Source organism: Niallia tiangongensis (assembly GCF_044704065.1).
Taxonomy (GTDB): Bacteria; Bacillota; Bacilli; order Bacillales; family Cytobacillaceae; genus Niallia; species Niallia tiangongensis.
Genome location: NZ_CP162613.1, coordinates 2,845,710 through 2,857,863 on the forward strand (window position 1 = coordinate 2,845,710; position 12,154 = coordinate 2,857,863).

Annotated in this window: 15 protein-coding genes and 1 riboswitch; of the genes, 7 read left to right on the forward strand and 8 right to left on the reverse strand. The window is 35.1% G+C overall.

Features of this window, described 5'->3' with window-relative positions; genetic code table 11:
- The first annotated feature begins 75 nt into the window (after positions 1–75).
- On the forward strand, positions 76–402 hold the full coding sequence (locus AB3U99_RS13650; RefSeq protein ID WP_400241739.1) for a hypothetical protein: 327 nt from the start codon (positions 76–78) through the stop codon (positions 400–402).
- Positions 403–460: 58 nt separating this feature from the next.
- Here AB3U99_RS13650 and AB3U99_RS13655 read toward each other — a convergent pair whose 3' ends face one another.
- Both AB3U99_RS13655 and bla read right to left on the reverse strand, forming a co-directional pair.
- Complete coding sequence (locus tag AB3U99_RS13655; protein ID WP_400241741.1) at positions 461–628, reverse strand: hypothetical protein; 168 nt, start codon at positions 626–628, stop codon at positions 461–463.
- An 86-nt stretch (positions 629–714) separates the two neighbouring features.
- Positions 715–1,488 carry a class A beta-lactamase gene (bla, locus tag AB3U99_RS13660; protein ID WP_400241743.1) on the reverse strand — a complete coding sequence of 258 codons (774 nt, stop codon included), beginning with the start codon at positions 1,486–1,488 and terminating at the stop codon, positions 715–717.
- A 154-nt stretch (positions 1,489–1,642) separates the two neighbouring features.
- Between bla and AB3U99_RS13665 the strand changes: the two genes are divergently transcribed.
- The 4 genes from AB3U99_RS13665 to AB3U99_RS13680 all read left to right on the forward strand — a co-directional run bounded on the left by AB3U99_RS13665 (position 1,643) and on the right by AB3U99_RS13680 (position 4,028).
- On the forward strand, positions 1,643–1,825 hold the full coding sequence (locus tag AB3U99_RS13665) for a hypothetical protein (protein WP_400241745.1): 183 nt from the start codon (positions 1,643–1,645) through the stop codon (positions 1,823–1,825).
- A gap of 106 nt (positions 1,826–1,931) precedes the next feature.
- A complete protein-coding gene (locus AB3U99_RS13670) occupies positions 1,932–2,807 on the forward strand; it encodes a LysR family transcriptional regulator (RefSeq protein WP_400241747.1) in 876 nt (291 codons plus the stop codon).
- 154 nt (positions 2,808–2,961) lie between these two features.
- Positions 2,962–3,342, forward strand: a complete 381-nt coding sequence (locus tag AB3U99_RS13675) for a CidA/LrgA family protein (RefSeq protein WP_400248072.1) — start codon at positions 2,962–2,964, stop codon at positions 3,340–3,342.
- Positions 3,339–4,028, forward strand: a complete 690-nt coding sequence (locus tag AB3U99_RS13680) for an LrgB family protein (protein WP_400241749.1) — start codon at positions 3,339–3,341, stop codon at positions 4,026–4,028. Before AB3U99_RS13675 ends, AB3U99_RS13680 begins: the two co-directional genes overlap by 4 nt.
- Before the next feature lie 213 nt (positions 4,029–4,241).
- Here the strand turns inward: AB3U99_RS13680 and AB3U99_RS13685 are convergent, their stop codons facing one another.
- The gene (locus tag AB3U99_RS13685) at positions 4,242–4,445 is read right to left on the reverse strand and encodes a cold-shock protein (RefSeq protein ID WP_031535927.1); all 204 of its coding nucleotides are present in this window, start codon (positions 4,443–4,445) and stop codon (positions 4,242–4,244) included.
- Between the two features lie 554 nt (positions 4,446–4,999).
- Between AB3U99_RS13685 and AB3U99_RS13690 the strand changes: the two genes are divergently transcribed.
- Positions 5,000–6,337, forward strand: a complete 1,338-nt coding sequence (locus AB3U99_RS13690; RefSeq protein WP_400241751.1) for an ISLre2 family transposase — start codon at positions 5,000–5,002, stop codon at positions 6,335–6,337.
- A gap of 220 nt (positions 6,338–6,557) precedes the next feature.
- A complete protein-coding gene (locus tag AB3U99_RS13695; RefSeq protein WP_400241753.1) occupies positions 6,558–6,845 on the forward strand; it encodes a DUF6509 family protein in 288 nt (95 codons plus the stop codon).
- Between the two features lie 56 nt (positions 6,846–6,901).
- On the opposite strand, the gene AB3U99_RS13700 is transcribed toward AB3U99_RS13695, so the two are convergent.
- The 5 genes from AB3U99_RS13700 to AB3U99_RS13720 all read right to left on the reverse strand — a co-directional run bounded on the left by AB3U99_RS13700 (position 6,902) and on the right by AB3U99_RS13720 (position 11,823).
- Positions 6,902–7,297 (reverse strand): cytosolic protein, encoded by a 396-nt coding sequence (locus AB3U99_RS13700; protein ID WP_400241755.1) that lies wholly within the window; start codon positions 7,295–7,297, stop codon positions 6,902–6,904.
- 847 nt (positions 7,298–8,144) lie between these two features.
- Entirely contained in the window at positions 8,145–8,345 is a 201-nt protein-coding gene (locus AB3U99_RS13705) for a cold-shock protein (protein WP_031535932.1), read from the reverse strand.
- Between the two features lie 147 nt (positions 8,346–8,492).
- On the reverse strand, positions 8,493–9,959 hold the full coding sequence (locus tag AB3U99_RS13710; protein ID WP_400241757.1) for a DEAD/DEAH box helicase: 1,467 nt from the start codon (positions 9,957–9,959) through the stop codon (positions 8,493–8,495).
- 552 nt (positions 9,960–10,511) lie between these two features.
- A complete protein-coding gene (locus AB3U99_RS13715) occupies positions 10,512–10,712 on the reverse strand; it encodes a cold-shock protein (protein ID WP_016203922.1) in 201 nt (66 codons plus the stop codon).
- A 268-nt stretch (positions 10,713–10,980) separates the two neighbouring features.
- Positions 10,981–11,823, reverse strand: coding sequence for a bifunctional 5,10-methylenetetrahydrofolate dehydrogenase/5,10-methenyltetrahydrofolate cyclohydrolase (locus AB3U99_RS13720; RefSeq protein WP_400241760.1), 843 nt, complete (start codon positions 11,821–11,823; stop codon positions 10,981–10,983).
- A gap of 44 nt (positions 11,824–11,867) precedes the next feature.
- Positions 11,868–11,951, reverse strand: a riboswitch (ZMP/ZTP riboswitch).
- Positions 11,952–12,154: the final 203 nt, after the last annotated feature.

Consider the following 12,154-nt stretch of genomic DNA (forward strand, 5'->3'; position numbering starts at 1 on the left):
AAATAGTGTAAAAACATCAATTTACTACTGTTTAATAGCCTGTTATAATACTAGAGGGAAAGAGGTGTATAATCAATGGAGATATTTAGTATTCAAGAATTAGAAAAAGTAATACGTCATGTCGAAATTGAAGGACAAGGGGGAATTTTTCAAGAACAAACTGGTAAACAGCCAAAAGATTACCCGAAGGAATTCCTTGATCGTATCGTTAATTACATTACTGATATTCAACTAATAAAGAAAATCCAGAAATTAACGGATGATGAAGCATTACACTTATTTGTGAAATCAGTTTACGTAGTCTGTATAAAGGACCTACATAGTTCGGATGATATGCAAGAAGAAGCTCTTGTACAAAAGGTTTTTTCTGATTATTTAAAAGAAACATCCATGGCTCAATAAAATATGCTGAGTTATTTTGAAACATAACAAAGACTAGGATGTGTCTCACCCTAGTCTATTATTTTTGTTCATTTTGTTTTTTTGATTTTAAACGATAAATATTACTATATTTCACTTCTGCTGCATTTTTTTTGTACAACTTTTCATACTTTCTGTGTGCGATTAAATTATCCTTCCAATTATGTGTAAAGATTATCTTATCTTTTAACTCGTGAAAAATGCTCATGTTGTTCACACCTTTCTTAAGTTGATAATCTACTTATACCACCTCGCTTTCATGTTTAAACCTAAAAATATGACGATATTAATATTTTATAGCAGTGCTTTTATAATCATTTTCGCAGTCTTCGCAATAAGCGCATCTGCAAACTTTGCATTCTTTGTATTTCTGCATGATAAAATGGCAATAACAATAGTCTTATTATCAGGAGGCCAAACAATAGCCAGGTCATTTCTTGTTCCAAAACTTGCAGCCCCACTTTTATCACCTATATCCAATCCTTCAGGTATTCCAGCACGGATTAATGTATCTCCAGTCGTATTCTCACGCAGCCAGCCGTTTAGGAGTGCCTGTTTTTCATCAGGAAGCAAATCACTAGTTGTAAACGCTTGGAAGCTTGTTGCAAGAGCCCTGGGTGTACTTGTGTCACGGAGATCTCCCGGTACTGTATCGTTTAAATCAGGCTCGAAACGATTAGACATAGTATCCATATCACCAATATCTCTTAGTGCTCTTTCAAATCCAAAGGGCCCTCCCAGTTCTTTAAGTAGAATATTTCCTGCTGTGTTGTCACTATAACAAATGGCAACAGCAGCAATCTCCTTAAGCGTCATCCCGTTTTCTACTTGCAGTACTGTGATTGGTGAATAGGTGACTAAGTCTTCTTTTCTAAATGTGATAATTTGTTCGAGATCCTTTAATGATTTCTTTAGAAGTAAGGCACCTACAGCTAACGCTTTATATGTGGAAGCGAAAGCAAATCTTTCATCTCCGCGATAGGATATTTTTTTCTCTGTCTTCATATCAATTGCAAAGACTCCAAGTCTTGCGTTGAATTCCCTCTCAAGCTTGATAAAATCGTCCATTAAATTTAGCTCCTTTAGTATCTCGATTGAATTAGGAGCAGCCAAACACACCACAATTTTCTTCAAACTACTAGGCAATAGTTGTGCTTCGCTTCTAATTTGCGTAAAATAGGTAATTATTAATACATTTTATTTAAAGGACTGGAAGTTTATTATGACTAAATTCGGTTGGTTTTTATCGTTGATTGGATTTTTTGCAATCTTAAGCAGTGTACTCTATCCACTAGACGTCATTAGCAAGCAAACAGTATTAATTCTTCTTTTTGGAGGAGCTGGCACGATGTTTGTCGGTTCGATGATTAGAAATTTATCCCTGCTAAAGAAAATACCGAAATAAACATTTTTCGGCAATTTTAGAGCTGTAACAACATAATGAATTATGATCGGAAGGCTGTCTCCTAAAATAGAGGCAGCCATTTTCCGTAATTGAAGGAGGAAGAAAAATGGAGATAAGACAATTGCATTACTTTGTAGAAGTAGTTAAGCAAAAAAATATGACGAAAGCTTCAGATAATCTTCATATATCACAGCCTGCACTAAGTAAAGCAATCAAAAGCTTAGAATCAGAAATTGGATTAACCTTAATTCATCGGTCCAATAAAACACATGAGCTAACAGATGCAGGTTCGGTCGTTTTTGAATATGGGCAAAAAATCCTCGCTCAAGTGGAAGAAATGTCATCCACACTCCACGATATGACGAATCTAACAAGAGGAAATATTAATATTGGTCTCCCGCCTATTATCGGAAGTTTATTTTTCCCGAAAATAATTGCGGCTTTTCATAAAGCATATCCTAACATCCAAATTAACATAAAGGAATATGGTGCTGCTAAAGTGGTTAAAAGTGTAGAAGAAGGCGAATTTGAAATGGGTGTAGCTGTGCTTCCTTTAACGGATGAAGCCTTTCATGTATTTCCACTTGTAAAGGAAGAATTAAAATTAATTGTGCCAGAATCGCACCGGTTTGCAAGTAGAAATAAAGTTCAAATGAAGGAATTAAAAGAGGAAGAATTTATTTTTTACAGTGAGGAATTTGCTCTATATGAAATAATGAGAAGAAAATTCATTCAAGAAGGATTTGAGCCGAATATTATCTTCAAGAGTTCTCAGTGGGACTTTATGGTCGAAATTGTAGCAGCAAATTTAGGTATCTCCATATTACCAGAATCGATATGTAATCGAGCAAATAATAATCAAGTTCGGTTCATTGACTTAGAGCCTGTTACGAATTGGGAGCTTGTTATCATAACGAAAAAGGATCGCTATCTATCGGTTGCCAGCAGAAGATTTATCGACTTTGTTCTTAACAATGAATAATTTATCATTAAATTCTTCATGTATCCCATCTTTCTATAACTTTTAGTTATACTAACTATAATAACTATGTATTTTACGAATAACGAATAGAAGCGTATGATATTCATATACCAAGGTGATGGAAGTTTTTATTCCATCAAATGAATATCAGAAGGTGATCTCATTGAAGAATATATTGATAATCGCAGGTCAAATCTTATTCCTCCATGTTTTTCTTTTTATCGGAATGGGAATTAAATTGATCGTTTCTATACCAATTCCTGCTTCAATGATTGGATTAATAGTCCTTTTTATTGCATTAAGGCTTAAAATAGTGAAAATAGAATGGGTCGAAAAAGGAGCTGCTTGGCTGCTTGCAGAATTGTTGTTATTTTTTATTCCATCTGCTGTCGGCATTGTAAATTACAACGAAATTCTAAATCTAAAAGGAATTGAAACAGTACTACTAATCGCGATAAGTACTTTTATCGTAATGGGGGCTACAGGTTTTACTGCTGAAAAAATCTATAATAGAAAGAGACGTCTTAATAAATGAAAATTATAATACTTACCATTATAACTTATGTGCTTTATCGGATAGCTAAAGCATGCTATAAAAAATGGAATATCCCATTATTTCATCCGTTATTAATTACCCCCATACTCCTTATAGCGTTTATTAGTATCTTTCGTATTCCAGCAACGACTTATATGGAATCTGCACAGCCATTAACACATTTATTAGGACCTGCAACGATCGCTTTCGCCGTTCCAATTTATAAAAACTTACATTTGTTAAAAAAATATTTTACGATTATTATGATTAGCGTTACAACAGGTACATTGGTCGCCATTTTTTCTTCTTATTTATTATCAATTTTGATTCATTTAAACAATGACTTTATTATGAGTATCTTGCCACGCTCCATAACTACTCCTATCGCAATAGTCGTTTCAGAGGAAATTGGTGGTCTTCCTACACTAACTACGATATTTGTGATTATCACCGGCGTTTTAGGGGGAATCATTGGGCCTTATACGATAAAATGGTTATCCCTTCACTCTCCGATTGCGAAAGGCTTAGCACTTGGGATGGGAGCACATGGCGTCGGCACATCTAAAGCGATGGAATTCGGTGAACAAGAGGCAACCTTTTCTACACTTGCGATGATTTTAGCAGCGTGGATTACTGTTCTGTGGGGAACTTCTTTAATCCCTTTAATGCTTAACTTTACTGCTTAACGGAACACATTACACCAAACAAGAAATAATTAATTGCAGAAGAAATGTCCCTTTATTGACATTTCTTCTATTTTTATTTTCATTTTAAAAATAGACAAAAAAAATAGGACTTCTCCTCACTGGATTAGACCATACAAGATTCCCCAATCGATCACTATTAATCGAATGGACAAATCTTGTGAGGTCAATCCTTTTGGAAAATTCCTCTTCTTTTTATTTCGAATAGATGCTATTATTATTAACTACTTGAAGCTCTCTAGTTGTTTTTACCATTTCACTTCCGCAAATTGGGCATTTTGGTGTCTCACTGCTTTTAAAATTATCACGAATCCAGCACTTACAAGTTTCTGATGTACAATCCCAAACCATCACTTCTTCTTTAACAATTTCTTCATTATTTCTTCTTCCAAATCCCATTGCCAAATGAAGCACCTCCAGGAAGCTAATTTTTTGTCAAATACACTATGTGATATAGGTAGTTTTCGCAATACATTTCATGCTTCTACCGCCATCTCTTACTATTATTCTCAACATCCACATAGAAAATTTAACGCCATAAAAATAAAAAACACTTGTAATCAAGAGAAAAACAAGAAATAATCCCTAAACAAGTGCATGAGAAGTATAAATCTAAACTAAAAACTAATATTAAATATAACATAAATTAATCAGAAAGTCAAACTTTTTATTATCCCACACTTCCTACTGTTAATGCAAACATTATTTAAATAATATGTCGAGTTATCTGTCTTTCACAAAGTCTGAAAAGTTTAGGATATTAAATTAGTATGAGTAAAATGTTTGTGGGAGAATAAATATCCTTTTTGTCTAGTTGGGGGACGAGTCCCCCAACTAGACAAAAAGGCCACCAAGCGAAAGCGCGGTAGCTGGAAAAAATTAAGTATTAAAAAAGAGAGCTTCCTTTTGTAAAGTAGAGTTTGACTAGAACACTACGAAAAGGAGAGGCTCTCATGAATGAATGTAACATAAAATTACCATCATTAAAAGAATTGGAAAAAACTTTATTTCGAACGCTACAAAATACGTTTCAAGAAATCCTTGTTCAAACATTAGAAAATTGGGATCTAGAGATTGCCCAGCAACGAGATAAAAGAAGATTTGCTTTACGAGATAAACGAGATATACGATTAGAGACAGCTTTTGGAGCAGTGGAGCTGAAGCGTAATTATTATTTCGATCGTGTGACCAAAAAATATATTTGTCTATTAGATCACTATTTACAGTTTCAGGGGAATAAGGGATTTAGTCCGCTACTAGAAGAATGGGGGTTAGAACTAGCGACGAATGGCTCCTCCTATCGAAAGGCTGTGGAAACCTTAGAACAGTTTTTAGGCTATTCGGCGATGAGCCACGAAGCATTACGGCAACATCTTCTTCAAACAAACGTGCTTCCAGTTACGGAAAAACGTCCCTTTCAAAAGGTCTTGTTTGTCGAAGTAGATGGATTATATGTGAAGAGCCAAGAAAAGAAAAAGCGTGGATTTGAGTTGAAATTCGCCGCTGTACACGAGGGATGGAAAGGAAACGGAAAGCGAGTCAGGCTCCGAAATAAAAGGCATTTTCTCTATGAAGGAAAAGAAGCATTTTGGGAAGCGTTTGAAACGTTCTTACAGAATAATTATGCGTATGATCCTACCCAAACCTTGCTTATTATTAATGGCGATGGAGCAGGATGGATAACGGCATGTCGGGAGTATTTTCATGAACGCGCCTTTTTCACCATGGATCGTTTTCATGTAGCTCGTTCGATGAAACAGCTAATGAAGAGCCATCCCCGATACCGCTACATGAAAATAGCGTTAAAAAACTACCAGGTAGAAAAATTACTTCTAGAGTTGAATAGTGCAGTAGGAACAATGGAAACACCAGAAGAAGAAGAAAAACTAGAGCATTTACTTGCATTTTTGACGCATCATCAGGAAGCAATAAAAGATTATCGTATTTGGTTAGAGGAGAAGGATGTGAACACCGAAGCTTATCGTCCGATGGGAAGTGCAGAAGCAATGATGAATCAATTAGCCAAACGATTAAAAAATGGAAGAGCATGGAGCAAAAAAGGCGTCATGAGCATGGCACGTTTGTGGATTGGGTTGAAGGATGATCTATCTATCCAAACGATATATGGAAAATGGGAAAAAGCCACGGAAAAATCAAAGAAAGAGCATCGACCGAAAAGAAAAATATCCACAAAATTAGTGACAGAAACCGTGCGTCAGAACATGCCATACTTAAATCAGGCGATTGGAAAACCCATTCACTTTGCCTTACAGGGATTAAAAGGTTTTTAAAAAATGAGAGAATCAACAGTTGGAAGAACAAAACCAATTGGAAAGCGGATACAAACTTAGAGGTTTTACTTTATAAAAAAGGGAGCTAAAAAAACTCCCACAAAAACTTGACTCAATCATTAAATTATTTCAATTAGCTATTCCCTTCTTAATATGATATTATTTTTTAGGTGAACAAATTAACAGTTGTTTTATCGAAGAATTATTGGAGGTTTATGAAGTGAACATAAAAGAATATACCATTGAGGAAATCAAAGACCCTACTGGCATTCTTGTCGGAAAGCGTTACGAATTTTTCCTAACTGTTGAGTTCGATGAAGAAGATGAATTAGCAGAAGAAGACCATCTGCAAATAAAAGTTCTTTTCTCAATAGATGAGAGTGGATCACGCATTCTTAATTATCATTTTTATAATAGCTTAGAAAATAAATACTTAGATTATGGCTTAGAAGACGAGGAGCTTGAGGAAATACAAGCATTTTGTCATATGCATTATTTAGAAGATTAAATAGAATATAGAAAAAAACGGAAAGGGTTATCCCTTCCGTTTTTTTCTATATTCACTTAAACTTCTACAGATTTTCCATCCTCAACAATATGATGCATTAAATGTGCCAAGTAATGAATAGGACCAAATTCTTCTTCATCCTCTTCCTCATCTTCTTCATATTGCAAATCATTTAAATGCAATGCGACAAATTGATAAAAATCTTTCAGTTGGAAGCCAAAGCAAGCAGATGGGTCTTCGCTTCCCTCTTCATACTGAAGAACTAAGTATGATTCTTTTCCAGCCTCGTCCACTGCATCAAAATAAATAAAGAAACCGATATTTGTATCTAATTCAAATAATTGTCTTGTTCCACCACTTGTTGAACGATTAAAATCGTCCTCGCTTAGTTTTTGTACAATCATTTGATCGACTCCATCTTCCGCATGGAAACTCACTGTAAATTCTTTCATGTTAAGCACCTCTTTCTCTACTTTATTATTTTATACAATTACAGTGAAATTAGCAAAGAGTTGTACTTTTATATCCTTTTAAATAAGTTCTCTACATAAAGTTAAACTTCCATCAGTGAGGGTTTTCCTTAAATCCCCCACTGTTAGTTAGTTGAACCAATCTTTACGGACAGTGAATCTCCCACCGTTCCTTCCTTGAATTCTCAAAAAGCTTGTAGCTGAGAGTCTTACTGACGTTTAAGAACGAGGTAAAGTTTTCTGTTAAAGCTGTTTAACGTGATTACACTTTACTATTCGCGGGCAAGCTTTTGTTGTCTTGGTTTCCCTGTCTCGCTATTACAGAAACTTTTCCTTTTCACAAACAACCATCTTTAAAATAACTGCCTAAAGAGGCTGGGACAAAACTAAATAGCCAATCTGTAAAGACGAACAATCTCTAATTTATCTCTTAAATAAAGCTACTTTCTCATGATGGTTATCTATGTTTTTAAATATAGTCACATGTAAAAACTAAGATGTTTTTTTTAAGTCTTTTCTAAAAAAATTTTGAATAGAAAAATTTAATTATATGGAAGAACTGAGCAGTCTGAATACACGTAGACTCCTATGGGAGCTGCGAAAAAGTCCGAGACCCCGCAGGAGCTAGCGATGAGGAGGCTTTGCGCTCGCCCCATGGAAAGCGAAGTATTCAGATATGCTGGTAATAGCAACAGCCTTCTTTCCAAAACGATAAACACGAACAATAATACATATACATTGCATAGATATTCGTATTTATTACTAATTGAAATGCTTATGTCCCAGACTCTAAAATAAAAAGAGTCCTTTAAAGGACTCTTTATTACAATTATAGTTTTGTCACATTTACAGCCTGCGGTCCACGGCTACCTTCTTCTATATCAAAGTTAACCTCTTGACCTTCATCTAAAGTTTTGAACCCTTCTGTTTGAATGGCAGAAAAATGTACAAATACATCCTCTCCACCTTCCACTTCGATAAATCCAAATCCTTTTTCAGAATTAAACCATTTTACTTTACCTGTTGCCATTTTTTATTGCCTCCTAGATTTAAATAACAAGGATATTTTAAATACCCTTCATTTAACTAGTATACCCAATTTCCCTTATTTAAAACGATGAAATTAAAACTTCCATCTATCGAAAGAAAAAAGTGCATTCTAGATAAAGCAAAGGAATTATTTGCTTCTGTTACGGCTTCTAGGTCTTCTACTATCACCTGAAGAGTTCGGGCGTTTTCTATCATATCCGCCGCGTTCTCCACCACGATCAGTACGACGTCTACGATTACCGCCGCCACCACCAGAACGATTATCTTTCTTTCTCGAACGTAATGGTTCAACAGCTGTTAATTTAACTGGTGTAGCATCTGGTTCTTTTGTAAGTAGCTTCAATGCTGCAGCAAGTAATGTTACGGAATCAGTTTCTTCCAATAAGCCCTCTGCAACACGTTTATATTCAGAATACTCATTTTCTTCAACTGTTTTTGTAATTTTATTAATGGTTGCTTGTTGGTTTCCAGCTAACACATCTGTAAGGGAAGGAATAGGTTTTTTAGTCATTGATTTCTTCGTTACATTTTCAATTATACGTAAATGATCAAGTTCTCTAGGAGTAACAAACGTTATTGCAAGACCTTTTTTCCCTGCACGTCCCGTTCTACCAATACGGTGAACATAGCTTTCTGGGTCTTGTGGAATATCAAAGTTATAAACATGGGATACACCACTAATGTCTAATCCTCTAGCCGCAACATCTGTAGCAACCATTATATCAATGCTTTGTTCTTTAAAGCGACGGATAACTTGGTCACGTTTCCCTTGTGGAATATCTCCATGAATACCTTCCGCTGAGTAACCACGCTTAATTAGTCCTTCAACCACTTCATCAACACGTCTTTTTGTACGTCCAAAGACGATTGCAAGTTCTGGTGATTGAATATCAAGTAAGCTACATAATACATCAAACTTTTGGCGTTCTTGCACTTCCATATAATGTTGTTCGATGTTTGTTACTGTCATTTCTTTTGCTTTAACTCTAACTATTTCAGGCTCTACCATGAATCTTTCTGCAAGGCTTTGAATTCTTTTTGGCATTGTCGCAGAAAACAATAGTGTTTGACGAGAATCTGGAGTTTCACTTAAGATTCTTTCGATATCTTCAATGAATCCCATATTTAACATTTCATCCGCTTCGTCAAGAACAATCATTTTTAAATCTTGCAGACGAATTGTTTTGCGTTCAATATGGTCAATTAAGCGACCTGGTGTAGCTGCGATGATTTCAGGTTTCTTTTTTAAACCGCGGATTTGGCGGTTAATGTCTTGCCCACCATAAATTGGTAATGTGCGAATTCCTTTTACAGAACCGATACGATTTAATTCTTCTGCTACTTGGACAGCCAATTCTCGCGTTGGAGCAAGTACTAAACCTTGAACTGCCTTGCCGACTTCGATTTTTTCAAGTAAAGGTACACCAAATGCAGTTGTTTTACCTGTACCTGTTTGAGCTTGTCCAATCATATCCTTGCCTGATAATGCAATCGGAATAGCCTGTGCCTGAATAGGTGTTGGCTCTTCGAATCCCATGTTTGATAATGCTTTTTCTAAACCGTTACTTAATTTAAAATCTGAAAAAGTTGTCAATACTTTTTCCTCCTTATTAATTGTACTCCGTTGATTGATATTCCTTAAAATATAGGGCCAGAAATGTCGTAGGATAGGATCTTTATCATTTTAAAATGAATGGATTCCACTAATTTTAGCGCATGATTACTCTTTAATATAAACCTTAAAACACCGCCCTATTACTTAGGGACATTATTTGTTTAGAAAATACCAACCTAGAGTGTATTGTTTTATTTTGTTATAAATATATACTCTCCATTTTATTTCACTTTTTTTCATTTTCCAAAACATTAAGGTAAATAGGATCAATTAAAAGCCTTTATACCATACTTTAGTGGGAAATTATGTGGTTTTTTAACGGATGAATATAATGAAGTTGATGGAGAATTTTTATATAAATGCTAAGTTAATGTAAAAGGATAGTGAAATAAATCACTTAATGCTTTCGTTTAGAAAAATATTTTTTCGCAAAGCTTTTTATATTAAATACTCCTTATTATAGAAGTGCTTGTAAACATCATTAAAAAAGGTGATGCATTTTGAAAGGCATCACCTTTTTTTAATTTTTTATTAAGCTTTAGTTACGTTAGAAGCTTGAGGTCCACGGTTACCTTCAACGATTTCGAAAGTTACGTCTTGGCCTTCTTCTAAAGTTTTGAAACCTTCTGTTTGAATAGCAGAGAAGTGAACGAATACATCTTGCCCTTCAGAAGACTCGATGAAACCAAAACCTTTTTCTGCGTTAAACCATTTTACTTTACCTGTGTTCATTGTAAAACCTCCAAAAATGTGTTACACACTAAGCACCTAATATAACTTTTAGGAATCGATACGTCATTCAACATGAAAAAGCCGTAGCTGGAATGATGTAGAAGAAAATCGCCTACATACATTGCAGCTACGACCACCTTATCCATAAAACATATACCGAACTTAATTGCGTTACCCTTATAATATAATCTTATTGGCTTTTTGTCAATAACGTTTTCAAAACTTTAGTTTTCTTTATTTTTCGGAAATGCATCATTTAAAGATCCTTTTAGCGAGATGCTATTTCCGCTGAGTCTACCGTATGTTTTAAAAGCATACTTATGGTAACAGGACCTACCCCTCCTGGAACAGGTGTAATCGCTGAAGCCTTTTCTAAACAAGCTTCGTAATCCACATCACCAATATTGCCTTTATTATAGCCTGCATCTAAAATTACTGCGCCTGGTTTAATCCATTCGCCTTGAATAAAGTTTGCTTTCCCTACTGCAGCAATAACTATATCTGCTTGTCTTACATAGTCCTCTACATTCACTGTACGAGAATGGCAGGTTGTTACTGTTGCATCTTTATTTAAGAGCAATGCAGATACAGGCTTTCCTAAAATTGGACTACGACCTACAACAACTGCATGCTTCCCACTAACTTCTATCTCATAATGTTCCATTATTCTCATAATAGCAGCTGGAGTACAAGAAGGGTATTTCCCAAAACCCAGTGCAGTTTGTCCATAACCGAAACTTGTGACACCATCGACATCTTTTTCAATATCAATTGCTTCAAATGCTTTTCGTTCGTCTATTTGACTTGGTACAGGATGCTGTAGCAAGATTCCATGGACATCCTTATCCTTATTTAATTTGTTAATCGTTTCTAACAATTCTTCAGTTGTTGTTTCTTTATCTAAGTGGATTTTCCTAGATTCTATTCCAAGTTTAGCACATGCATTACCTTTCATTCTTACATACGTAGCGGATGATGAATCATCTCCAACTAATATTGTTGCTAAGCAAGGAGTTACCCCTTTTTCCTTTAGAGCACTTATTCTTCCTTTTAATTCATCCTTCACTGCATTTGCTACTACTTTTCCGTCTAAAATCAGCTTTTTCGACATGTATATACCTCCTGGTAAATTATAAAAAGAAGTGCGCTTTGCTGCTCTTCTGCCCAGACGACCGGCTATACATATACACAGCTCCCATATGGTTATTTCCATCTATGTCGTCAGTCACTATGTATTGATAAGTACCTATGTATCATAACATAGCTCTATTTTAAATGAAATAAATTTTCCGATGATTTTGAACATCACTCAATCAAAAATATCACTTTTCTAAGCAAATGAAAAAAGGATCTTCTAAACTGATTATAAAGTCAGTTTCAGAAGATCCTTTGACTACTACCGTATCCATCAATAATGAATACACATTAGCTATGCATATATT

Excerpts from the sequence above, each read along its gene's own strand:
- AB3U99_RS13650 (WP_400241739.1), top strand. The coding sequence starts at position 76 with ATGGAGATATTTAGTATTCAAGAATTAGAAAAAGTAATACGTCATGTC.
- AB3U99_RS13655 (WP_400241741.1), bottom strand. The coding sequence starts at position 628 with ATGAGCATTTTTCACGAGTTAAAAGATAAGATAATCTTTACACATAAT.
- bla (WP_400241743.1), bottom strand. The coding sequence starts at position 1,488 with ATGGACGATTTTATCAAGCTTGAGAGGGAATTCAACGCAAGACTTGGA.
- AB3U99_RS13665 (WP_400241745.1), top strand. The coding sequence starts at position 1,643 with ATGACTAAATTCGGTTGGTTTTTATCGTTGATTGGATTTTTTGCAATC.
- AB3U99_RS13670 (WP_400241747.1), top strand. The coding sequence starts at position 1,932 with ATGGAGATAAGACAATTGCATTACTTTGTAGAAGTAGTTAAGCAAAAA.
- AB3U99_RS13680 (WP_400241749.1), top strand. The coding sequence starts at position 3,339 with ATGAAAATTATAATACTTACCATTATAACTTATGTGCTTTATCGGATA.
- AB3U99_RS13685 (WP_031535927.1), bottom strand. The coding sequence starts at position 4,445 with ATGGGATTTGGAAGAAGAAATAATGAAGAAATTGTTAAAGAAGAAGTG.
- AB3U99_RS13690 (WP_400241751.1), top strand. The coding sequence starts at position 5,000 with ATGAATGAATGTAACATAAAATTACCATCATTAAAAGAATTGGAAAAA.
- AB3U99_RS13700 (WP_400241755.1), bottom strand. The coding sequence starts at position 7,297 with ATGAAAGAATTTACAGTGAGTTTCCATGCGGAAGATGGAGTCGATCAA.
- AB3U99_RS13705 (WP_031535932.1), bottom strand. The coding sequence starts at position 8,345 with ATGGCAACAGGTAAAGTAAAATGGTTTAATTCTGAAAAAGGATTTGGA.
- AB3U99_RS13715 (WP_016203922.1), bottom strand. The coding sequence starts at position 10,712 with ATGAACACAGGTAAAGTAAAATGGTTTAACGCAGAAAAAGGTTTTGGT.
- AB3U99_RS13720 (WP_400241760.1), bottom strand. The coding sequence starts at position 11,823 with ATGTCGAAAAAGCTGATTTTAGACGGAAAAGTAGTAGCAAATGCAGTG.